Consider the following 22,316-nt stretch of genomic DNA (forward strand, 5'->3'; position numbering starts at 1 on the left):
CGCGGATTATCCTCGGATCGCCCAGAAGGCCAGGTTCAAACCCGGGAACTGCCCGGCGATATGGAAGGCAAAACCGCCGGAATTACTCAACTGTTGCCAGTGTTCGCTGCCCCGGTCCAGCTCGTAATAAGTGCTGCCCGCGTGGTAAGGCAATTGGCGCGGCGCCACTGGCAACGGCACCAGGCCGATGCCCGGCAGTTGCAGGTTGACCATGTCGCGGATGTGCTCCACCGCGCCGACCTTGCTCTGCTGGCCGAAGCGCCCGCGCAGGGTTTCGCCGGGCACATCGGCACGCACCACCAGGATGAAACTGGCGTTGTCGAGCAGGGTCTTGTCCGCCAGCATCGCCACGTGGATGCCGTAGGCTTTCTCGACGATGGGGATTGGCGTGGCCTTGCTGTCGATCAGCATCGACAGCGCTTCACGCAACGCCGCCATCACCGGGGCGAAGCTCAGCGCCAGGTCGTCGTGCTGGTACTGCGGGTATTCCTGGGGGCGGCGGCCCGACGTGGAAAAGGTCGAGAACTCACCGGCCAGGCTCACCAGTTCGCTGAAGAAACGCTCCGGGTGCAGCGGGCTCAACTGGCTGAAATGCTGGATCAGTGGCTGGGCGCGGTTGACCAGTTGCAGCAACATGAAGTCGGCGATCTCCGACGCGCCACCGGCACCCGAGGCGACGACACGACCGGCCAAGGCTTCGCCGCGCTGGTGCAACAGGCCCAGCAACTCGCTGCGAAACGCGGTCAGCGGTTTGCTCGCGGCCACGTCCAATACTGGCGGGATGTAGCTGTCGTCGAGCACCAGGGCGCGGTCGGCGCGTTTTTCCTTGATACGCACCAGGCCCACGGCGGCGTAGTCGCTGATGCCATCCTGCGCGGTCAACAGGCGTAACGCCCGCGAACCCACGGCCACCGGCGCGCGGTTTTCGAACGGTGCGTTGTCGTCGCGCACTTCGCGTACCTGGCTCACGTAGCGCGCGGCTTCCAGCGCCTGGCCTTCGTCCACCGTGTCACGCGCACCCGCGCGCTTGAGCGGCAGGGCCAGGTACACCAGGCCGTCACGCAGGTTGTCGTCGATATTCAACGGACTCGGCGCCAGGTCGTCCTGGGGGATATTGAACGGCGTGCCATCGGGCAACAGGCCTCGGGCCGAGACGATGGCCAGTTTGCCCTGGGCCAGCAGGCCCTGGTCGATCAGCAACTCGGAAAAGCCCCAGGCGCCCGCGGACAACGGGCGGCTGCGGGCGTCGATCAGGTTTTCCAGGTAACGGTCATGCTGCTGGAAGTGCTGCGTTCCGATGAACATGCCTTCCGACCAGACCACGCGATTGTTCCAGGACATGGGGGCTCCGATTGCTTGTTATTGGGCAGGGCTGGATGGGGGAACCACGACGTCGGCGCGCACGGCACGCACATCGAGGCTGATCTGGTATTCGGTGTATTGGCGCGCCGGCACGTTGATCACCGTGCGCCATTGCGCACGGTCCAACTCGCGATACCCCACCAGCAAGCCGATCTGGCGCGTGGACGGGTCAAGGTCGCGCTGGATGCTCAACTGTTGGCCGGGCTGCACCATCACTTCATCCTGGTCCAGCAGGTCCAGGCCGAGGGTGGATTGCGCACGGTCGGCCAGGGCGAAGTAATCGGAGCGTGCAAAGGTGGCGGCGTTTTTCAGTTCGAAAATGCGCACCCGCACCGGGGCTGGCTGGCCGTTGGCGCCGGGGTTAAGCCCGGCAATGGCGTGGAAATGCAGCTCGACGGCCGCGGTATCCACGTCTGCCTCGACGGCGGCTTCGGGTTTGACGGCATCCTTGGCGCACGCCGTCAGCAGAAGCGATGTGGCAACTGCGAGTAAAAACCTGGGAATCATCCTGCGTCCTCAATGACGTACTTAGCTATCCGTTGAATCCTTTGCGACGCCGTGTTCAGCGACGCTGTCGTGCGCTGTGTTCTTCGTAGGCCCGGCTGAATTCGCGGCCGAACAGGTCCTGGAAGTCTTCCTGGGCCTCGCGGGAAATATTGCTGTAGAGCTCGGTGAACTGCTGCCAGTACTGGGCCTGGCGCGAACCGTTGAACAGACTCGACAACCCGCCCGGCTTGCCCATGCGCTCTTCCAACTGTGCCGGTTCAAAACGCTTGAGCAGGTGTTTGATCGCCGCTTCCACGCCCGCCATCACCGCCAGTTGGTGGGCGCGCAGGTCATCGAAACTGTCGCGTACCGCGATGTCCGGCGCCATAAATGCCTGGTTGCCGTGGCGCAGGAGCAGCAATAACGCTTCATCGGCATTCGGTGCGAATTTCAATGGGTTGTTTTCGGCGGGCTGGATCATCGTCTGCTGCATGCGGAATTCGCCCTTGAGGCTGGCGCGGGCACGCAATACGTCGATCAGGCCTTCGACCATCAACCGGTAGCTGCGACCGATGTTTTCCATCTGCGCTTGCGCCTGGGCCTTGTCCAGGCGCAATTGGTCCAGGCCGGCGCCGCGCAGGAAGGCTTGCAGAAGATCGGGTTGCTGGCTGTCATCGGCCACGGGGAGCACAGGCTCGACCACAGGTGGCGGTGGGACGACTGCCGCAGGTGGCGGCGGGACGATCGCCGCGGGTGGCGGCGGCGGTGGCGCGCTGACCACTGGCGCCGGGGCGTCGCCGAACAGGTCCCAGTCCTCGGGAATCACCGAACCCGAGACCACCGGCGCTTCAACCACCGGCACAGCCACTGGCGTCGGCGGACGGAAGTCGTGCTGTTCGGACGGCACATGATCCGGCACGGTCGGCGGCGGCACGGCGGTGGGGCTGAGGAAGTCGAACAGGTCCGGCAGGGTGTCCATCGAGGAGGCGCCGTGGAACTGCGGCGCAATCACCGGCGTCGGCATCGACGGGCTGGCCACGGCACCCATCAGCGCTTCAAAGCTGTTCGGCGAATCACCGGCAAACGGTTGGCTATCAATGGCTTGCACGTTGAAGTCGATACGCGCCTGGATTTCGTAGTCGCCGATGCGGATCAACTCGCCATCCTGCAGCGGCTCGCTGTTGCCCCGGCGCATACGCAGACCGGCCTTGACCAATTCCACACCGTTCGTGCTGTTATCGGTTAAATAATAACGACCGTCTTTGTACTGGATAACGCAATGTTGTGAAGACACCAGCCGCTCAGGATCAGGCAATACCCAGTCATTCTCCGAACTGCGGCCAATAGCCATCGAGCCCTGGTGCATGGACTTTTCGGCGCATTGCCCTGGGGTGATCTTGTGATAACTAGTGATAGTCAAACACAGCGACATCTTGCCTCCTTGCTGATACTTCGCGCGCGGTCGATTCCCGGGGCAGCGGTTCCCGAGAAATCCCCATCAGGTCGTGCAAGCGACCGTTCACAACCTGCCAAGCCAGCATGATCGCTGATCTTAACTGGGCTCCATGACAAAAATCCTGTCAGGGTGTGCCGTTCGACCCACCAGTCGCGCAGGTTGTTAATCACCGCACATCTGTCACAGAGGGCGAATAGCTTACCTTGACAAGGCATAAGTACTACACCAAAAATGCACAACTTCTTGAATACCAATGATGGCACATTAATAGCAATGTGCTTATATGACCAAGAAACCATGCAAAGTTCATTTGGCAACTAATGCATGAATTGCCCGGCATCTAACGGGCTGATAGGGAGATCGATTTCAGTGGATGTGCCGTTGCTGCTCACCGCCGTTTCCGCGAGCTCGCCCTGTGGCGAAGACATGGAGTATGACGCGGATTTTCTCCAGCTTGAGCGTGATGCCAAGGGCCAACCCGAGCGCAGCATGGGCGACTCCATCCTGCCCGCTGAACCGCCGGAGTGGCGCAGCATCCAGCAGCAAAGCCTCGACTTGCTGCAGCGCAGCAAAGACCTGCGCATCACCCATTTCCTGCTGCAAAGCTCCCTCGCCCTCCAGGGTGTGGCCGGGCTGGCCGAAGTCCTTACGCTGATCGATGCGCTGCTGCGCGAATACTGGGCCGAGTTGCACCCGCGCCTGGATGCCGACGACGACAACGACCCTACCGTGCGCATCAACGCCCTGGCCGGCTTGACCAGCGACGCGACCATTCGCCTGCTGCGCGAAAGTATCCTCACGCGCTCACGCACCTTCGGCCCGGTAAGCCTGCGCGCCGCGCTGAATGCCAGCGGCCTGATGAGTTTCCCGGACGAACAACTGGGCACGCAGCAGTTGAATGCCGCGTTCCTCGACAGCGATCCCGAACAGCTGCAAGCCACCCGCGACGCGTTGAGCGCCGCGCGTTCGGCCTGTGAAGCCATCGAACAACAGGTCAACGATCAGGTCGGTTCGGCCCAGGGCGTGGACCTGAGCCTGTTGAAGCAACCGCTCAAGCAGGCCCTGCAAATCCTCAATCAAGCGGTGCCAGGCACCGACAGCAGCAGCGAACCCGAGGCCGTCAGTGACGACAATGCCCCCTCGGTCGACTTCGCCGCCGCCCCCGCCGCACCACGCCCGGCCGGTGATATCGCCAGCCGCGATGACGTGTTGCGCAGCCTCGACAAGATTCTTGCGTATTACACCCGGCACGAGCCTTCGAGCCCGCTGCCGGTGCTGTTGAACCGTGCGAAAAATCTGGTGCACGCCGATTTTGCGGCGATCGTGCGCAATCTGATTCCCGATGGCATGTCCCAATTTGAAAACCTGCGTGGCCCGGACGGCGACTAAGTCGCCAGGCTTTGCAGTAACAACACCGTCGCTCAAGCGACCAGGAGCAGCAACGTGGCGAAGCAAAGTTCTCAGAAATTCATCGCGCGCAACCGCGCGCCTCGAGTGCAGATCGAGTACGACGTCGAGCTTTACGGCGCCGAGAAAAAGGTCCAGCTGCCCTTCGTGATGGGTGTAATGGCCGACCTCGCCGGCAAGCCTGTCGAGCCTTTGGCGCCCGTGGCCGACCGCAAGTTCCTTGAAGTGGATGTCGACAACTTCGACTCGCGCCTCAAGGCCATGCAGCCGCGCGTAGCGTTCCACGTACCCAATGAGCTGACCGGCGAAGGCAACCTGAGCCTGGACATCACGTTCGAAAGCATGGACGACTTCAGCCCGGCCGCCGTGGCCCGCAAGGTCGACGCGCTGAACCAGTTGCTCGAAGCCCGCACCCAGCTGGCCAACCTGCTGACCTACATGGACGGCAAGACCGGCGCTGAAGAAATCATCATGAAGGCGATCAAGGACCCGGCACTGCTTCAGGCACTTGCCAGTGCGCCTAAGCCTGCAGGGGACCAGTAATCATGACCGACAACACCGCACGCGAAGGCGTCCAGAACCTGGGCGCTACTGAAGAAACCAGCGAATTCGCATCCTTGCTGATGCAGGAATTCAAACCCAAGACCGAGCGCGCCCGCGAAGCCGTGGAAACCGCCGTGCGCACCTTGGCGGAACAGGCCCTGGCCCAGACCGACCTGGTGTCCAACGACGCGATCAAGTCGATCGAGTCGATCATCGCCGCCATCGACGCCAAGCTCACCGCCCAGGTCAACCAGATCATTCACCACCCGGATTTCCAGCAGCTGGAAAGCGCCTGGCGTGGCCTGCACTACCTGGTCAATAACACCGAGAGCGACGAGCAGCTCAAGATCCGCGTGCTCAACATCGCCAAACCCGAACTGCACAAGACCCTGAAGAAATTCAAGGGTACTGCATGGGACCAGAGCCCGATCTTCAAGAAGATGTACGAAGAAGAATACGGCCAGTTCGGCGGCGAACCTTACGGTTGCCTGGTCGGCGACTACTACTTCGACCAATCGCCACCGGACGTCGAGCTGCTGGGCGAGCTGTCGAAAGTCTGCGCGGCCATGCACTCCCCGTTCATCGCGGCGGCTTCGCCGACCGTAATGGGCATGGGCTCGTGGCAAGAACTGTCGAACCCGCGCGACCTGACCAAGATCTTCACCACCCCGGAATACGCCGGCTGGCGCTCGCTGCGTGAATCGGAAGACTCGCGCTACATCGGCCTGACCATGCCGCGCTTCCTGGCGCGCCTGCCGTACGGCGCCAAGACCGACCCGGTGGAAGCCTTCGCCTTCGAAGAAGACACCGACGGTGCCGACAGCGCCAAGTACACCTGGGCCAACGCCGCCTACGCGATGGCGGTGAACATCAACCGTTCGTTCAAGCACTACGGCTGGTGCTCGCGCATCCGCGGCATCGAGTCCGGCGGTGAAGTGGAAAACCTGCCGGCGCACACGTTCCCTACCGATGACGGTGGCGTGGACATGAAGTGCCCGACCGAAATCGCCATCAGCGACCGCCGTGAAGCCGAACTTGCGAAGAACGGTTTCATGCCGCTGCTGCACAAGAAAAACACCGACTTCGCCGCGTTCATCGGCGCGCAGTCGTTGCAGAAACCGGCCGAATACGACGACCCGGACGCCACCGCCAACGCCAACCTGGCCGCGCGCCTGCCGTACCTGTTCGCCACCTGCCGTTTCGCTCACTACTTGAAGTGCATCGTGCGCGACAAGATCGGTTCCTTCAAAGAGAAGGACGAGATGCAACGCTGGTTGCAGGACTGGATCCTCAACTATGTCGACGGTGACCCGGCGCACTCCACCGAAACCACCAAGGCCCAGCACCCGTTGGCCGCCGCCGAGGTGATCGTGGAAGAAGTCGAAGGCAACCCGGGGTACTACAACTCCAAGTTCTACCTGCGTCCGCACTACCAGCTCGAAGGGCTGACGGTGTCGTTGCGCCTGGTATCGAAGCTGCCATCTGCAAAAGGCGCGTAAGTAACTTGCTCTTCTGTGGGAGGGAGCTTGTCCCGATAGCATCAACTCGGTTTGACTGACAGACCGAGTTGCCTGCATCGGGGGCAAGCCCCCTCCCACACAAACCAAATCAAGTGGCCGGTGCCACACAGGGAGAAAACATGGCTGTTGATATTTTCATCAAGATCGGCGACATCAAGGGCGAGTCCATGGACAAGGCCCACAAGGACGAAATCGACGTGCTGAACTGGAGCTGGGGCATGTCCCAGTCCGGCAACATGCACGTAGGCGGTGGCGGCGGTGCGGGCAAGGTGAACATCCAGGACCTGTCGCTGACCAAGTACGTCGACAAGGCTTCGCCAAACCTGATGATGCTGTGCGCCAGCGGCAAGCACATCGACAAGGTCAAGCTGACCGTGCGCAAGGCCGGTGGCGAAAGCCAGGTCGAGTACATGGTGATCAACCTGGAAGAAGTACTGGTAACGTCGCTGAGCACCGGCGGTTCGGGTACCGATGACCGCCTGACCGAAAACGTCACGCTGAACTTCGCCCAAGTGATGGTGGACTACCAGCCACAGAAAGCCGACGGCACCAAAGACGGCGGCGCGGTCAAGTTTGGCTGGAACATCCGTTCCAACACCAAGCGCTGATAGCCCTGGTGCCGTGGCCCTGCGCCACGGCACTACGGTCTCAAGTGCAGCATTTTGTCCCTCTCGCAACCCGTCCGTGGAGCTGCTTTGGTGGTAACTGAAATCGCTTCCCGCGACCGTCTGCAACCGTCCCTGCTGGACCGGTTGACCGACGACGATCCGACCAACCCGAAGGAAAGCGCCGACAAACGCGTGCTGTCCCTGACCCAATTGAAAGCCTCGGTACTGCGTGACCTGGCGTGGCTGCTCAACACCACGTCGTTGCTCGATGCCGATGCCACCCTGCACACCCCGGCCGGCACCTCAGTGGTCAATTACGGCCTGCCGGCGCTGGCGGGCAACAGCGTTTCCAGTGTCGACATCAAGGCCCTGGAAGCCCTGATCTACCAGGCCATTGCGACGTTCGAGCCGCGCATCCTGCGCCACACGTTGCGCGTCAAAGCCCGTGTCGGCCAGGGCGAGATGAACCACAACGCGCTGAGCTTCGAGATCGAAGGCGACCTGTGGGCACAGCCGGTGCCGTTGCGCCTGCTGCTGCAAACCGACCTGGACCTGGAGTCCGGCCATGTGCGCGTGGTGAACGCCGACCAGCGGAGACGCCCATGAACCCGCGCCTGCTGGAACTGTACAACCAGGAACTGCACCACGTGCGCGAAAGCGCCGCCGAATTCGCCAAGGAATACCCGAAGATCGCCAGTCGGCTGACCCTGTCCGGTATGGACTGCGCCGACCCGTACGTCGAACGTTTGCTCGAAGGTTTTGCCTACCTCACCGCGCGCGTGCAGCTCAAGCTCGACGCCGAGTACCCGACGTTCACCCACAACCTGCTGGAAATCGCCTACCCGCACTACCTGGCGCCGACTCCGTCGATGACCGTGGTGCAACTGCAGACCGACCCCGACGAAGGCTCCCTCGCCAGCGGTTTCCCCTTGCCCCGCGACACGGTATTGCGTGCCGCACTGGGCCGCGAAACCCAGACCTGCTGCGAGTACCGCACCGCGCACCCGGTGACGTTGTGGCCGTTGCAGGTCAGCAGCGCCGAATATTTCGGCAACCCCGCCGCCGTGCTCGGGCGCCTGGCCGCCAGCGAGCCCAAAGCCAAGGCGGGCTTGCGCCTGACCCTGCGCACCGGTGCCGAATTGCCGTTCAACAGCCTCGACCTGGACAACCTGCCGCTGTACCTCAGCGGCGCCGACGAGCAACCGTTCCGCCTCTACGAACAACTGCTGGGCAACGCCTGCGCGGTGTTTGCACGCAAGCCCGGCGGTGACTGGGTCGAGCGCTTGCCACAAGACGCGTTGCGCTCGCGTGGCTTTGACGATGCCGACGCGGCCATGCCGGTGGTGGCGCGGGCGTTCCAGGGCTATCGGCTGTTGCAGGAATACTTCGCCCTGCCCCACCGCTACCTGTTCGTCGAATTCGCCGAGCTGAGCCGCGCGGTCAAACGCTGCGACGGCCAGGAACTGGAGTTGATCGTGCTGTTCGACCGCCACGAGCCGAGCCTGGAAGGCAGCGTCGGCGCAGCGCAGTTCCTGCCGTTCTGCACGCCGGCGATCAACCTGTTTCCCAAACGCGTGGACCGGATCCACTTGTCCGACCGGGTCAACGAACACCACGTGATCGCCGACCGCACGCGGCCGATGGATTTCGAGATTCACTCGTTGACCGGCATCACCGGCCACGGCACCGGGCCGGAGCAGCCGTTTTTGCCGTTCTACGCGGTACGCGATCCTTCCCGCTATGGCCGCGACCAGGCGTATTACACCGTGCGGCGCGAGCCACGCGTATTGTCCAGCGACCAACGCCGTAACGGCCCGCGCTCGACCTATGTGGGCAGCGAAACCTTCGTCAGCCTGGTGGACAGCCGCCAGGCGCCGTATCGCCATGACCTGCGCCAACTCGGTGTGACCGCGCTGTGTACCAACCGCGACCTGCCGCTGTTCATGAGTGTGGGCAACAGCAAGACCGACTTCACCCTGGCCGACAGCGCGCCGGTACTGGCCGTGCGTTGCGTCGCCGGCCCCAGCCGCCCACGCGCCAGCCATGCCCATGACGCCAAGGCCTGGCGCCTGATCAGTCAGTTGTCGCTCAACTACCTGTCGTTGAGCGAACAGGGCCAGGGCGCCGGCGCCTTGCGTGAACTGCTGCGCCTGTATGGCGACAGCAACGACGCGGCGCTGCAATTGCAGATCGAAGGCCTGCGCGAAGTCAGCAGCAAAGCCGTGACCCGGCGCCTGCCGATGCCCGGCCCGATTGTGTTTGGGCGGGGCCTGGAAATCACCCTGGAATTCGATGAAAACGCGTTTCGCGGCACCGGCGTGTTCCTGCTCGGCGCTGTACTGGAACGCTTCCTGGCACGCTACGTGTCGATCAACAGTTTTACCGAGACGGTGATCCGTACCACCGAACGCGGCGAGATCATGCGATGGAAAGCCAAGCCCGGACGTCGTCCGACCCTGTGAGTACCCTCGATGCGATGCATCAGGCGCCCTGGGAATACGATTTCTTCCAGGCGCTGCGGCGTATCGAGTGCGAGTCGCCACACCTGCCACGCCTGGGCCATTCCCTGCGCCTGGCGGATGATCCGCTGCGCCTGGGACAACAGGCCGATTGCACCTTCGCCCCGGCCACCCTGGCCTCGGTCGAACCCGGTGGCGATGGCAAGCCGGCGCGGCTGGAGCAGTTCTTCTTCGGCCTCGGCGGCCCCAACGGCCCGCTGCCGTTGCACATCACCGAGTACGTGCGCGAACGCCAGCGCAACAACGCCGACAGCACCAGCAAGCAGTTCCTGGACGTGTTCCACCATCGCCTGCTCAGCCTGTTTTACCGGGCCTGGGCCGAGGCGCGGCCGACGATCAGCCACGACCGCCCGAACGATGACTATTGGTCCGCGCGCCTCGCCGCCTTGAGTGGGCGGGGCATGCCGAGCCTGCTCAACCAGGGGCTGATTCCCGACACCGCGAAGCTGCATTACAGCGGCCACCTGTCGGCGCAAACCCGCTACCCGGATGGCCTCAAGGCGATTCTCAGCGAGTATTTCGGCCTGCCGGTGGAGATCGAAGAGTACGTCGGCCAATGGCTGGAACTGCCCGAGCGCAGCCGCATCGGTGTGAGCGCCAACCGCCTGGGCGTGGACTTTTGCCTAGGTAGCCATGTGTGGGACCGCCAGCATAAATTCCGCATCCGCCTGGGCCCGCTTACGCTCGACGATTATATGGGCATGCTGCCCGGTCATCAGCCGTTCAACGAGCTGGTGGCGTGGGTGGCCGAATACCTGGGCCATGAACTGGACTGGGATCTCAACCTGGTTTTGCAACAACCCGAAGTCCCTGCGCTGCAACTCAACGGCCAGTTCCGCCTGGGCTTCAATACCTGGCTCGGTAACCCTGAGCATGACGCCAACGACCTAATCCTGGCCCGGCACTACGCCGATCAAGCCACCACCTCAAGGAATCCAGAGCATGGGTGAAATCAGTCGCGCCGCACTGTTCGGCAAACTCAACAGCGTGGCCTACAAGGCCATCGAAGCCGCCACCGTGTTCTGCAAACTGCGGGGCAACCCGTATGTGGAACTGGCTCACTGGTTTCACCAGTTGCTGCAACTGCAGGACTCGGACCTGCACCGCATCATCCGCCAGTTCAACGTGGAACCGGCACGTCTGGCCCGCGACCTCACCGAGGCCCTGGACCGGCTGCCGCGTGGCTCGACGTCGATCACCGACCTGTCGTCCCATGTGGAAGAAGCCGTCGAGCGCGGCTGGGTGTACGGCAGCCTGATGTTCGGCGAAAGCCAGGTGCGCACCGGTTACCTGGTGCTGGGTATCCTCAAGACGCCGAGCCTGCGCCATGCGCTGCTGGGCTTGTCGTCGGAGTTCGACAAGATCAAGGCCGAAGCCCTGAGCGAACGCTTTGACGAGTACGTCGGCGACTCTCCGGAAAACACCCTGACTGCCAGCGACGGTTTCAATGCCGGCGCCGTGCCGGGCGAAGCCAGCGGCGCCATGGCGCCGAGTGCGATGGGCAAACAGGAAGCGCTCAAGCGCTTTACCGTGGACCTGACCGAACAGGCCCGTAGCGGCAAGCTCGACCCGATCGTCGGCCGTGACGAAGAGATCCGTCAGTTGGTGGATATCCTCATGCGTCGGCGCCAGAACAACCCGATCCTCACCGGTGAGGCCGGCGTAGGCAAAACCGCGGTGGTTGAAGGCTTCGCCCTGCGCATCGTCGCCGGCGACGTACCACCAGCGCTGAAAGACGTGGAGCTGCGCAGCCTCGACGTGGGCCTGCTGCAAGCCGGCGCCAGCATGAAAGGCGAGTTCGAACAGCGCCTGCGCCAGGTCATCGAAGACGTACAGGCGTCGCCCAAGCCGATCATCCTGTTTATCGACGAGGCCCACACCCTGGTGGGTGCCGGTGGCGCCGCCGGCACGGGCGATGCGGCCAACCTGCTCAAACCCGCGTTGGCGCGCGGCACCCTGCGCACCGTGGCGGCCACCACTTGGGCCGAGTACAAGAAGCACATCGAAAAAGACCCGGCCCTGACCCGCCGTTTCCAGGTGGTGCAGGTCGCCGAGCCGTCGGAAGACAAAGCCCTGCTGATGATGCGCGGCGTGGCCTCGACCATGGAAAAGCACCACCAGGTGCAGATCCTCGACGAAGCCCTGGAAGCCTCGGTGAAGCTGTCCCACCGCTATATTCCAGCGCGCCAGTTGCCGGACAAATCCGTGAGCCTGCTGGACACCGCCTGCGCCCGCGTCGCCATCAGCCTGCACGCCGTACCGGCCGAAGTGGACGACAGCCGCCGTCGCATCGAAGCCCTGGAAACCGAGCTGCAAATCATCGCCCGTGAGCATGCGATCGGTATCGCCATCGGTGCGCGCCAGAGCAACAGCGAAGCCTTGCTGAGCGCCGAGCGCGAGCGCCTGGCCACGCTGGAAAGCCGTTGGGCCGAAGAGAAAACCCTGGTGGATGAGTTGCTCGCGACCCGCGCGACCCTGCGTGAAAAAGCGGGTGTGGTGGACAGCGGCAGCGATGAATTGCGTACGCAATTGGTCGACCTGCAACAGCGCCTCACCGCGCTGCAAGGCGAAACCCCGCTGATCCTGCCGACCGTGGATTACCAGGCCGTGGCCTCGGTGGTCGCCGACTGGACCGGGATTCCGGTGGGTCGCATGGCGCGCAACGAGCTGGAAACCGTGCTCAACCTCGACCAACACCTGAAAAAACGCATCATCGGCCAGGACCACGCCTTGCAGATGATCGCCAAGCGCATCCAGACTTCCCGCGCCGGCCTCGACAACCCGAGCAAGCCGATTGGCGTGTTCATGCTCGCCGGCACCTCCGGCGTGGGCAAGACCGAAACCGCCCTGGCCCTGGCTGAAGCCATGTACGGCGGCGAGCAGAACGTCATCACCATCAATATGAGCGAGTTCCAGGAAGCCCACACGGTGTCGACCCTCAAGGGCGCGCCACCGGGTTATATCGGCTACGGCGAAGGCGGCGTGCTGACCGAAGCGGTGCGGCGCAAACCCTACAGCGTGGTGCTGCTGGACGAGGTGGAAAAAGCCCACCCGGACGTGCATGAAATTTTCTTCCAGGTGTTCGACAAGGGCGTGATGGAAGACGGCGAAGGCCGGGTGATCGACTTCAAGAACACCCTGATCCTGCTGACCACCAACGCCGGCACCGAGCTGATTTCCCACGTGTGCAAAGACCCGGCGAACATCCCCGAACCGGAAGAAATCGCCAAGGCCCTGCGCCAGCCGTTGCTGGAGATTTTCCCGCCGGCCCTGCTCGGGCGCCTGGTGACTATTCCGTACTACCCGCTGAGTGACGAGATGCTCAAGGCGATTACCCGCCTGCAACTGAACCGCATCAAGAAGCGCGTGGAGAACACCCACAAGGTGGTCTTCGACTACGACGACGCGGTGGTCGACCTGATCGTCTCGCGCTGCACCGAGACCGAAAGCGGCGGACGCATGATCGACACCATCCTCACCAACAGCCTGCTGCCGGACATGAGCCGTGAGTTCCTCACGCGCATGCTTGAGGGCAAGGCGCTGGCCGGGGTGCGGATCAGCAGTCGGGATAACGAGCTGCATTACAACTTCAGCGACGCCGAATAACGACTGTTGGAATGCAATGCAAATGTGGGAGGGGGCTTGCCCCCGATGGCGGTGAATCAGTCGCCTGATACATCAACTGACACACTGCTATCGGGGCATAGGTATCTACACAACTTCCGCTGAGCGAATAATCTAGGGTCAATGGGCTGTTGTGGTGAGCGGGCTTGCCCCGCGCTGGGCTGCGCAGCAGCCCCAAAACCCGCACCTCGGTTTATCCTGACACACGGTGTTGGCCTTATTGGGGCCGCTGCGCAGCCCAGCGCGGGACAAGCCCGCTCACCACAGGGAGGATTTTCAGCTTTTAAAAATTGTGTAGATACCTATGGCTATCGGGGGCAAGCCCCCTCCCACATTTGGACTGGGCTCCTTCAGTTATTAAGGTACTTCGATGCTATTCAACCAAGCCTCACGCCTGGCCAAAATCACCAGCCCCCTCGGGCCGGATGTGCTGTTGCTCAATGAAATGGGCGGCGGCGAAGAACTGGGGCGGCTGTTCAACTATGAGCTGCAACTGACGTCCCTGGACGCCAACATCGACCTTAACCAGTTGCTGGGCAAGCCGATGAGCGTCGGCCTGCAACTGGCGGACGGCGGCGAACGGCACTTTCACGGTATCGTCGCGCGCTGCAGCCAGAACATCGACAAGGGCCAGTTCGCCAGTTACCAGGTGACGCTGCGCCCGTGGTTCTGGCTGCTGAGCCGCACTTCGGACTGCCGGATTTTCCAGAACCTGAGCATCCCGCAGATCATCAAGCAGGTGTTCCGCGACCTGGGTTTCTCCGACTTCGAAGACGCCCTGAGCCGGCCGTACCGCGAGTGGGAATACTGCGTGCAGTACCGCGAGACCAGCTTCGATTTCGTCAGCCGCCTGATGGAACAGGAAGGCATCTACTACTTCTTCCGCCATGAACAGGACCGCCATGTGCTGGTGCTGGCCGACGCCTATGGCGCCCACACCACGGTGCCGGGCTATGCGTCCATCCCGTATTACCCCAAGGACGAGCAACAGCGCGAACGCGACCATATGCACAACTGGCACCTGGCGCACGAGGTGCAGCCGGGTTCGCTGGAGCTCAACGACTACGACTTCCAGCGCCCCAGCGCCAGCATCGACGTACGCTCGGCGATGCCGCGCCCGCACACCGCCGGCGACTACCCGCTGTACGACTACCCCGGCACCTACGTACAAAGCGCCGACGGCGAACACTACGCGCGCACCCGCATCGAAGCCCTGCAAACCCTGCACGAACAGATCGAGTTCGCCGGCAACGCCCGTGGCCTCGGTTCCGGCCACCTGTTCAGCCTCACCGGCTTCAGCCGCCAGGACCAGAACCGCGAATACCTGATCGTTGGCATCCGTTACTACATCGTCCAGGAAAACCTGGAAAGCGGCGGCGGCTCAGGTTCCGCGCAGTTCGAAAGCAGCCTCACCTGCATCGACGCCCAGCAAAGCTTCCGCCCGTTGGCCACCACCCACCGCCCTATCGTAAAAGGCCCGCAAACCGCCCTGGTCGTCGGCCCCAAAGGCGAAGAAATCTGGACCGACCAGTACGGCCGGGTGAAGGTGCACTTCTACTGGGACCGTCACGACCAATCCAACGAAAACAGCTCGTGCTGGATTCGCGTGTCGCAATCCTGGGCCGGCAAGAACTGGGGCTCGATGCAGATTCCACGGATTGGCCAGGAAGTGATCGTGAGTTTTCTGGAAGGCGACCCCGACCGACCGATCATTACGGGCCGGGTGTACAACGCCGAGCAGACGGTGCCTTACGATTTGCCCGAGAACGCTACCCAGAGCGGGATGAAGAGCCGTTCGAGCAAAGGCGGCACGCCGGCCAACTTCAATGAAATCCGCATGGAGGACAAGAAGGGCCTGGAGCAGTTGTACATCCATGCCGAGCGTAATCAGGACATTGTGGTGGAGGTGGATGAGAGCCATTCGGTGGGGCATGACCGGAATAAAAGCATTGGCCATGACGAGGTAGTGACGATTGGCAACGACCGCGTGCGTGCGGTCAAGCATGACGACATGCTTATGGTGGGGTTCAGCAAAACCGACGCCATCAGCAAGAGCTATCTAATTGAAGTGGGCGAAAACTTGCGCCTGGTTTGCGGCAAAAGCGTGCTGGAGCTCAACGCCAGCGGCCAGATCAATCTCACGGGTGTGCAGATCAATGTGTATTCCGAGGGCAGCTCCGAGATCAACACCGGCGGCAATCTGCATTTGAACATTGGCGGCAAAGGCGGTACCACACCCATGGGCCAAGGGGTCAAGGGTGAAATCGACGCGGCCGTCAACTCCATGTTTCCCAAGCCGCCTTCCGGCCAATAACGAGATTCCGTTTCATGACCTATCAACTCAATGAACTGCAATTCACGCTGCCCAGCGATGACGTTCAAGATGCTTCCATCAATATCCTGAAGTTCGCTGCTCTGGGTACGTCGTTGATCGTCAGCCGTAGCCTTCTAGATGAGAGTGAAACGCTGCAAAGCAACTTCGAAGAGCAACTGGCGAAGCTGGAGAAGCAGGTACAGGACTTGCGCTACCAACCGGCCAAGGCACTTCGTGTAGGCGCGGCGCAGGATATAGACGCCATCGAAGTGCATAACCAGTTCAGCAAGGGCACCGAGCGTATTCATCAATACCAGTTAGCGCTTGTCATACCCGGCACTCGGCAGATGCTTGCCCTGAGTTATGTCAAAGCCCTACCCCTGGGAGATGCTGAAAGCGCCCATTGGGCAACCATCAAAAGCACCCTGCAGCTGAATCCCAAGCCTTGAAGTCCCTAATCCATGTCTGACGCTCTCTGGGCGGCACGTCTCGGCGACGGCCTGCTGCACACCTCGGCGATGGCCGACATCCTGGGCGGCGTGCTGGAAATTGCGGCCAACATCGCTATTACGGCCGTCGCCACGGCTGCGATTGTGGCCGCCACCGGTATTACCGTCGTTACCGGCGGTCTGGGCTGCTTTGTGCTCGGCGCGGTGGTGGGCATCATCGTCGGTATAGGCATGAGCAAGACGGGGGCGGACAAGGGACTGACAAAGGTCTGTGACTGGATAGGCAATGCGTTATTCCCGCCGGTGGTGATGGCAACCATCGCCACCGGCTCCCACAACACCTTTACCAACGGCATACCCTCGGCACGTGCCGCAGGCGCTATCGGCCCGGTCAGTTCGCAACCCGCCGAAGGTGGTAGTCCCGAAGAAGCCAGCTACCTTGACATGGCCAAGGGTTTCTTCTCGCAGATGTGGCGACCCACGGTGGCGGTTCCTGCACCAGGCGCAGTACCCAAACCGCTGGATATTGTGATCTGCACCAAACATCCACCGATGCCGCCGCAGTTTATTGCCGAAGGCTCCAGCAAGGTCACTATCAACGGTCAGCCGGCCGCCCGCAGCGGTGACCGAAGCACCTGCGACGCCTCGATTGTCGAGTCGGGGATGATCTCCAGCAACGTCCGTATTGGCGGAAGCCCCGTGGTGGTGCGCGAGATCCGCAGTGGCAAGACACCCGGTGTCGGGCTGGCGGTGACCGCACTGTTGATGCTGCGTGGTGGCGGCTCCAAGTTTTTCAGCAAGCTGCCGTGCATGGTCGTTGGTGGACTGGTGTCGTGGGGCACCAGCCAAGTGACCAATGCCATTACCTCTGCTGTAGCAGGCTCGCCCAACCCGGTACACAGCTCCACTGGCGCGAAAATTCTTGATGGGGAAGACGATCTGGACTTCGCCCTGCCCGGCCTGCTCCCTATCGAGTGGCAGCGCTACTACAGCAGCCGGGACGAGCGTCGCGGCGGTCTGTTCGGTGCCAGCTGGAGCGTGATCTACGAGGTCTGCGTCGAGATTGGCGTACACCCGGAAGGTGGGGAACGGCTGGTCTATACCGATGAGCAAGCGCGACAGATCGACATGGGCGTCATCCCGCTTGGCGGTGCCGTATTCAGCGCAGGAGAAGGCTTGAGCGTACGGCGCAATACCAATGGCCAACTACTGATTGAAAGCGTTGATGGGCTCTATCGGCTATTCGAACCAACGCCGGGCACCGCCTCACGCCTGCGCCTTAGCCAATTGGGGGATCGCAACGACAATCGAATCTTCCTCGACTATGACATTCAGGGTCGGCTGAGCCACTTACGAGATACGTTCGACCATGTGCGTGTCGAACTTGTTTACAGCCAGAAATGGCCGGCGCGAGTGGAACAAGTCGAGCGGCTATACCCCGATCACAGCCGCGAAACCCTTGTCAGTTACGGCTACGATGCTCGCGGCGACCTCGCCGAAGTTCGCGATCCCGACGCACATGTGCAACGCCGCTTCACCTACGACAGCGGCCAGCGCATGGTCGAGCATCAGCTGCCCACCGGGCTGCGTTGTTACTACCAATGGGGCTGCGTGGACGGCAGCGAATGGCGCGTGGTGCGGCACTGGACCGATGAGGGTGACGAATACCTGTTCGACTATGACCTGCCGGCCGGCGTGACGCGCATTACTGATGGCTTGCAGCGTCTCAGCACACGCCGCTGGAACTCGCAGTACCAGATCACCGAATACACCGATAACCTGGGAAAGACGTGGCAATTCGAATGGAATGAGGAGCGTCAGTTGCTCAGCGCGACTGACCCACAAGGCGGCAAATGGCAGTTCGGCTACGACGAGTCCGGTAACCTGTGCAGCACTCAGGATCCGTTGGGGCGTATCGAGTCGACGTTGTGGCTGGAGCATTGGTCGCTGCCGCTGGTGGAGACCGATGCGGCAGGCCACGCGTGGCAATATCAGTACGACCAGCGGGGCAATTGCGTCAGTGAAATCGACCCGTTGGGGCATGTCACGCGGTATCGCTACGATACGTTTGGACAGGTGGTGGAGATCATCGATGCCACGGGTAAAAGCAAAACCCTGCGCTGGAATGAAACCGGGCAATTAATCCAGCATATCGATTGTTCAGGGTATCCCACAGCGTTCGAGTACGACCGCCAGGGCCATCTGCAGGTGGTCGTCGACGCCTTGGGTGAACGACAGCGTTATCGACACGACGGCCAAGGCCGGCTGTTGCAGACCGAAATGCCGGACGGTCGCACCGAACAGTACCTGCGCGACACCAGCGGTCTGTTGATCGGCTATACCGATGCAGCGGGACACACCACCCGCTACCAATACGGGCGCCGCGGGCAAGTGCGGCAACGAATAGATGCACACGGCCGGCAGATTGAGTTCCGCTACGACGCCTACGGACACCTCCAAACCCTGACCAATGAAAATGGTGAGAGTTACCGCTTTACATGGGACCCGTGCGACCGTCTGGTGGAGCAACAAGACCTCGACGGTAGCGCCCGACGTTATGCCTATGACCTTCTGGATAACGTAGCCGCCGTTGAGTACGTGCCCACCGGGCAGACACCTGAGCCTTCAATTGTGCATCGACTCGAACGAGATGCAGTGGGCCGCTTGCTGTTGAAACAAACCGATGATGGTCGCACCGAATACGCCTACGACCCGTTGGACCAACTTACCGCTGTCACCTTCATCGGCAATGACGAAACCACCCAGGCACTGGCCTTCGCCTACGACGCGCGCGGCCAACTGCTCATCGAACAAAGCGCCGCCGGCAGCCTGAACTACCACTACGATGAGCTCGGCAACCTGATCCAGACGCAGTTGCCCGACGGCCGTTGGCTCAACCGCCTGTACTACGGCAGCGGCCACCTGCACCAGATCAACCTCGACGGGCGCGTCATCTGCGACTTCGAACGCGACCGCCTGCACCGTGAAGTGCTGCGCACCCAAGGCCAGATCACCACGCGCAGCGAATATGACCGCAGCGGCCGCCTGCGCTCGCGGATACGCCGTCCCAGTGGCCAGCCCACGCAACTGCCGGCTGCCCAGCAAAAACACTTCGACTATGACCCGGCCGATAACCTGATCGGCCGCCTGGAGCGCAACCGCGACAAGCATCGGGACCAGCGTCAACTGCTGCACTACGACGCGACCGGCCGCATCATCGCCAGCCAGGACAACGCCCAGGGCCAGCAGGAAACTTTCACCTACGACGCCGCAGCCAACCTGCTCGACGGCCCGCCAGCAGGTGCAGGGCTGGTCGTGCATAACAAGCTGTTGACCTATCAGGACAAGCGCTACCGTTATGACGGTTTCGGTCGAATGATCGAAAAGCGCAGCGCTGTGCGTGGTGTGCAATATTTCGCCTACGATGCCGAGCATCGCTTGATTGAAATCCGTAGCCAGAAGGATGGACGCGAAACGGTCGTGAAAATGACCTATGACCCGCTTGGGCGGCGCATCGCTAAAACCGAACATGACAACAATGGCTACCCGTTGGGTGAAACCCGCTTTGATTGGGAAGGCCTGCGCCTGCTGCAGGAACACCGGCACAGCCAGACCAGCCTCTATCTCTATGAAGAAGACGGCTATGCACCGCTGGCTCGAGTGGACGGCACGGGCGAGCATCAAAGCGTGCGCTACTACCACAACGACCTGAATGGATTGCCTGAGCAACTGACCGAAGCTGATGGAAAAACGGTGTGGCAGGCGCGGTATCAGGTGTGGGGGAATGCGGACGAAGAAGTGCGTGAAGCGTACTTTATCGAAGAGCAGAATTTGCGGTTCCAGGGGCAGTATCTGGATCGGGAGATTGGGCTGCACTACAACACGTTTCGGTTTTATGATCCGGATGTGGGGCGGTTTACGACCCGAGATCCTATAGCGCTGACGGGTGGTCTGAACCTCTACCAGTACTCACCAAACCCTATTGGTTGGATTGACCCACTTGGTTGGGAAACCTGCCGACTGTCCAAGGCCGACAAAGCGAAGATGGGACCTAAACCCAAGGCACACGAAATGACGAACCCGCATCGTCACCACATCGTGCGCGAAAAAGCACCCAAGAATTGGACGGACAGTAATCGTCGCTATGTGGCACACGCCCAGGGAATTCTGAAAAAATTCGGTATTGGCTTGAACGACGATCCGCGCAACTTTGTATGGGCACCCAACGGTAGCGGAAACCATACAATCGCAGCATCGAAAAAGGTCTCTGAAGCCCTTGCTATAGCCCGCAAAGGCGGTAAGAGCGAGGTAATCAAGACATTACAATCCATGGGCAAAGAAATGAGAAAGGGAGTGTTTCTAGATGACTAGCCTAGAGAAAACATATGGTGAGGATGCCCCCCTTATTCGAGAACTTTATGCTCATATCGAATCCGGGGATCTTGCCTTTATACGTACCGAGTTAACCAAGCGCCCGCAGCTTATTGAGCCTCCTTGTTTGAATCTAGTCAGTTACCCTGGCCTCCTTCATCACGCTGCCGAATATAACCAACTTGCCATATGCCAATTGCTAGTTGAGCTGGGTATCGATATCAATCAACCCACCGTAGGCTCAGGAAACACGACGCCGCTAGCGGTGGCGGCCGAAAATGGGCACTTGGAAATCGTTCGATGGCTATTGGAGGCTGGTGCAGAAGTCGACGGTTCACCTCTCTCGGTGACATCGCCCCTGATAACAGCCGTCACGTTCGGACAGGCTGCGGCTGTTGATCTATTGCTGGATCACCATGCAGACGTCAATCAACTGCACGCCAAATTCAACCGAACCGCTTTGGACCTAGCTCGATCTTGGGATTTCCCGAAGATCGCCGAACGTCTTGAAGCACAGGGAGCTGTTTCCGCGATTGAAAAAGACGCCGATGAAGAATCAATTCCCGGCGCGCCTATAGTCAACTTTGTCAGTGAAACCGCCGGCTGGGTGCTTCCTGAAAAGGTCACTCCCCAACTGCAAGGTGCGGGTGTGAAACTCAGAATCAGTTGCATCGCCGACAAAAACGACTACAAGCTACTGTTCACCCTTGGGCTGTTTATGCAAAAGCCACGAACAGAACTTTTTATCTGCCTGCCTGGAAATTGGCGGATGCCCAGACAAGGCTTTCCTATCGATAGTCCCTGGATGTTTCCTCAAGGCCTACTTTCTGAGCTTTCAAAACGTACAATGGAAAAGGCTCCTTTATCTGAGGGCCAAATCATATTGCGCTCAGAACCATGCTTAAGCTCGCTGGGCTGGCCAGCCGATATTGACGCGCTGGTTGTCGTGGACAAGATCTGGACTACAAATGCAGAGGTCGACCATCACGATGACTCGGTAAAACTCTTCGTTTTGGTGCCACTTAAATTGCCGAAGAAGGGACCACCACAAGGTACCGCCTTGGACAGCCTTCTTGAGAAAAAACGTAAAGCCAGCTGGAAAAGCATTGCGCTAACCTCACCATTGCAATTTTGATAAGGGAAAACAGCGTCGGAGAATGGGGCAATTTATTTAGCTTTCTAAATTGACTCGCCCCCTCACCCACGTACCTGTTGGACGATCCGTGGGGTGGCGAGAAAGACCAGGCACTCGTCGAAGGCATTCGCTAAAGCACTCATCAGCGCTCACAAAAAATGGGCACCCAACCAACCCAGTCGGCGTGCCCATTTTTTCTTACCGCCCCGCCTCCCTTCGAGACGGTACTGCGCGTTAAGCGTTAACGGTATCTTTCAGCGATTTACCCGGTTTGAACGCAACGGTATTGCTGGCCTTGATTTTCACAGGCTCACCGGTTTGCGGGTTCTTGCCGGTGCGGGCGCCACGGTGGCGTTGCAGGAAAGTGCCGAAGCCGACCAGGGTGACGCTGTCCTTGCGGTGCAGGGCGCCGGTGATTTCTTCGAGAACGGCGTTGAGGACGCGGTTGGCCTGCTCTTTGGTGAGATCCGCTTTTTCAGCGATGGCGGCGGCGAGTTCTGGTTTACGCATATGTGAAGCCTC

At 61.0% G+C, this 22,316-nt stretch carries 16 protein-coding genes; 12 read left to right on the forward strand and 4 right to left on the reverse strand.

Features of this window, described 5'->3' with window-relative positions; all coding sequences use genetic code 11:
• Positions 1–6: 6 nt before the first annotated feature.
• From tssK to tagH, 3 genes are read right to left on the reverse strand one after another with little or no spacing between them, the layout of a single operon-like run.
• Positions 7–1,341, reverse strand: coding sequence for a type VI secretion system baseplate subunit TssK (tssK, locus tag PSH66_RS29305; RefSeq protein WP_003176942.1), 1,335 nt, complete (start codon positions 1,339–1,341; stop codon positions 7–9).
• 18 nt (positions 1,342–1,359) lie between these two features.
• Positions 1,360–1,869, reverse strand: a complete 510-nt coding sequence (gene tssJ, locus PSH66_RS29310) for a type VI secretion system lipoprotein TssJ (protein ID WP_003176943.1) — start codon at positions 1,867–1,869, stop codon at positions 1,360–1,362.
• A gap of 55 nt (positions 1,870–1,924) precedes the next feature.
• Positions 1,925–3,280 (reverse strand): type VI secretion system-associated FHA domain protein TagH, encoded by a 1,356-nt coding sequence (gene tagH, locus PSH66_RS29315; RefSeq protein ID WP_305428099.1) that lies wholly within the window; start codon positions 3,278–3,280, stop codon positions 1,925–1,927.
• 393 nt (positions 3,281–3,673) lie between these two features.
• Between tagH and tssA the strand changes: the two genes are divergently transcribed.
• The 12 genes from tssA (at position 3,674) to PSH66_RS29375 (ending at position 21,794) form a co-directional block, all read left to right on the forward strand.
• The gene (gene tssA, locus PSH66_RS29320; RefSeq protein ID WP_003176945.1) at positions 3,674–4,693 is read left to right on the forward strand and encodes a type VI secretion system protein TssA; all 1,020 of its coding nucleotides are present in this window, start codon (positions 3,674–3,676) and stop codon (positions 4,691–4,693) included.
• Between the two features lie 54 nt (positions 4,694–4,747).
• On the forward strand, positions 4,748–5,254 hold the full coding sequence (tssB, locus tag PSH66_RS29325; protein ID WP_003176946.1) for a type VI secretion system contractile sheath small subunit: 507 nt from the start codon (positions 4,748–4,750) through the stop codon (positions 5,252–5,254).
• A gap of 2 nt (positions 5,255–5,256) precedes the next feature.
• Positions 5,257–6,753 (forward strand): type VI secretion system contractile sheath large subunit, encoded by a 1,497-nt coding sequence (gene tssC / locus PSH66_RS29330; protein WP_078735238.1) that lies wholly within the window; start codon positions 5,257–5,259, stop codon positions 6,751–6,753.
• 140 nt (positions 6,754–6,893) lie between these two features.
• Positions 6,894–7,382: a type VI secretion system tube protein Hcp gene (locus PSH66_RS29335; protein WP_017526783.1), complete on the forward strand. Its 489-nt coding sequence runs from the start codon at positions 6,894–6,896 to the stop codon at positions 7,380–7,382.
• 90 nt (positions 7,383–7,472) lie between these two features.
• Entirely contained in the window at positions 7,473–7,988 is a 516-nt protein-coding gene (gene tssE, locus PSH66_RS29340) for a type VI secretion system baseplate subunit TssE (protein WP_042945974.1), read from the forward strand.
• The gene (gene tssF, locus PSH66_RS29345; RefSeq protein ID WP_003176950.1) at positions 7,985–9,844 is read left to right on the forward strand and encodes a type VI secretion system baseplate subunit TssF; all 1,860 of its coding nucleotides are present in this window, start codon (positions 7,985–7,987) and stop codon (positions 9,842–9,844) included. The genes tssE and tssF overlap by 4 nt, the downstream gene beginning before the upstream one ends.
• Positions 9,808–10,851, forward strand: coding sequence for a type VI secretion system baseplate subunit TssG (gene tssG / locus PSH66_RS29350; protein ID WP_305428100.1), 1,044 nt, complete (start codon positions 9,808–9,810; stop codon positions 10,849–10,851). Before tssF ends, tssG begins: the two co-directional genes overlap by 37 nt.
• A complete protein-coding gene (gene tssH, locus PSH66_RS29355) occupies positions 10,844–13,507 on the forward strand; it encodes a type VI secretion system ATPase TssH (protein ID WP_305428101.1) in 2,664 nt (887 codons plus the stop codon). Before tssG ends, tssH begins: the two co-directional genes overlap by 8 nt.
• A gap of 388 nt (positions 13,508–13,895) precedes the next feature.
• The gene (locus tag PSH66_RS29360) at positions 13,896–15,839 is read left to right on the forward strand and encodes a type VI secretion system Vgr family protein (protein ID WP_305428102.1); all 1,944 of its coding nucleotides are present in this window, start codon (positions 13,896–13,898) and stop codon (positions 15,837–15,839) included.
• Between the two features lie 14 nt (positions 15,840–15,853).
• On the forward strand, positions 15,854–16,288 hold the full coding sequence (locus PSH66_RS29365; protein ID WP_305428103.1) for a DcrB-related protein: 435 nt from the start codon (positions 15,854–15,856) through the stop codon (positions 16,286–16,288).
• Between the two features lie 12 nt (positions 16,289–16,300).
• Positions 16,301–20,659 carry an RHS repeat-associated core domain-containing protein gene (locus PSH66_RS29370; RefSeq protein ID WP_305428104.1) on the forward strand — a complete coding sequence of 1,453 codons (4,359 nt, stop codon included), beginning with the start codon at positions 16,301–16,303 and terminating at the stop codon, positions 20,657–20,659.
• Positions 20,652–21,794 (forward strand): ankyrin repeat domain-containing protein, encoded by a 1,143-nt coding sequence (locus PSH66_RS29375; protein ID WP_003176957.1) that lies wholly within the window; start codon positions 20,652–20,654, stop codon positions 21,792–21,794. Before PSH66_RS29370 ends, PSH66_RS29375 begins: the two co-directional genes overlap by 8 nt.
• Before the next feature lie 234 nt (positions 21,795–22,028).
• On the opposite strand, the gene PSH66_RS29380 is transcribed toward PSH66_RS29375, so the two are convergent.
• A complete protein-coding gene (locus PSH66_RS29380) occupies positions 22,029–22,304 on the reverse strand; it encodes an HU family DNA-binding protein (RefSeq protein WP_003176958.1) in 276 nt (91 codons plus the stop codon).
• Positions 22,305–22,316: the final 12 nt, after the last annotated feature.

Source organism: Pseudomonas sp. FP597, assembly GCF_030687435.1.
In the GTDB taxonomy this organism is placed as follows: domain Bacteria; phylum Pseudomonadota; class Gammaproteobacteria; order Pseudomonadales; family Pseudomonadaceae; genus Aquipseudomonas; species Aquipseudomonas lactucae.

Excerpts from the sequence above, each read along its gene's own strand:
- tssK (WP_003176942.1), bottom strand. The coding sequence starts at position 1,341 with ATGTCCTGGAACAATCGCGTGGTCTGGTCGGAAGGCATGTTCATCGGA.
- tssJ (WP_003176943.1), bottom strand. The coding sequence starts at position 1,869 with ATGATTCCCAGGTTTTTACTCGCAGTTGCCACATCGCTTCTGCTGACG.
- tagH (WP_305428099.1), bottom strand. The coding sequence starts at position 3,280 with ATGTCGCTGTGTTTGACTATCACTAGTTATCACAAGATCACCCCAGGG.
- tssC (WP_078735238.1), top strand. The coding sequence starts at position 5,257 with ATGACCGACAACACCGCACGCGAAGGCGTCCAGAACCTGGGCGCTACT.
- PSH66_RS29335 (WP_017526783.1), top strand. The coding sequence starts at position 6,894 with ATGGCTGTTGATATTTTCATCAAGATCGGCGACATCAAGGGCGAGTCC.
- tssF (WP_003176950.1), top strand. The coding sequence starts at position 7,985 with ATGAACCCGCGCCTGCTGGAACTGTACAACCAGGAACTGCACCACGTG.
- tssG (WP_305428100.1), top strand. The coding sequence starts at position 9,808 with ATGGAAAGCCAAGCCCGGACGTCGTCCGACCCTGTGAGTACCCTCGAT.
- tssH (WP_305428101.1), top strand. The coding sequence starts at position 10,844 with ATGGGTGAAATCAGTCGCGCCGCACTGTTCGGCAAACTCAACAGCGTG.
- PSH66_RS29360 (WP_305428102.1), top strand. The coding sequence starts at position 13,896 with ATGCTATTCAACCAAGCCTCACGCCTGGCCAAAATCACCAGCCCCCTC.
- PSH66_RS29365 (WP_305428103.1), top strand. The coding sequence starts at position 15,854 with ATGACCTATCAACTCAATGAACTGCAATTCACGCTGCCCAGCGATGAC.
- PSH66_RS29370 (WP_305428104.1), top strand. The coding sequence starts at position 16,301 with ATGTCTGACGCTCTCTGGGCGGCACGTCTCGGCGACGGCCTGCTGCAC.
- PSH66_RS29375 (WP_003176957.1), top strand. The coding sequence starts at position 20,652 with ATGACTAGCCTAGAGAAAACATATGGTGAGGATGCCCCCCTTATTCGA.
- PSH66_RS29380 (WP_003176958.1), bottom strand. The coding sequence starts at position 22,304 with ATGCGTAAACCAGAACTCGCCGCCGCCATCGCTGAAAAAGCGGATCTC.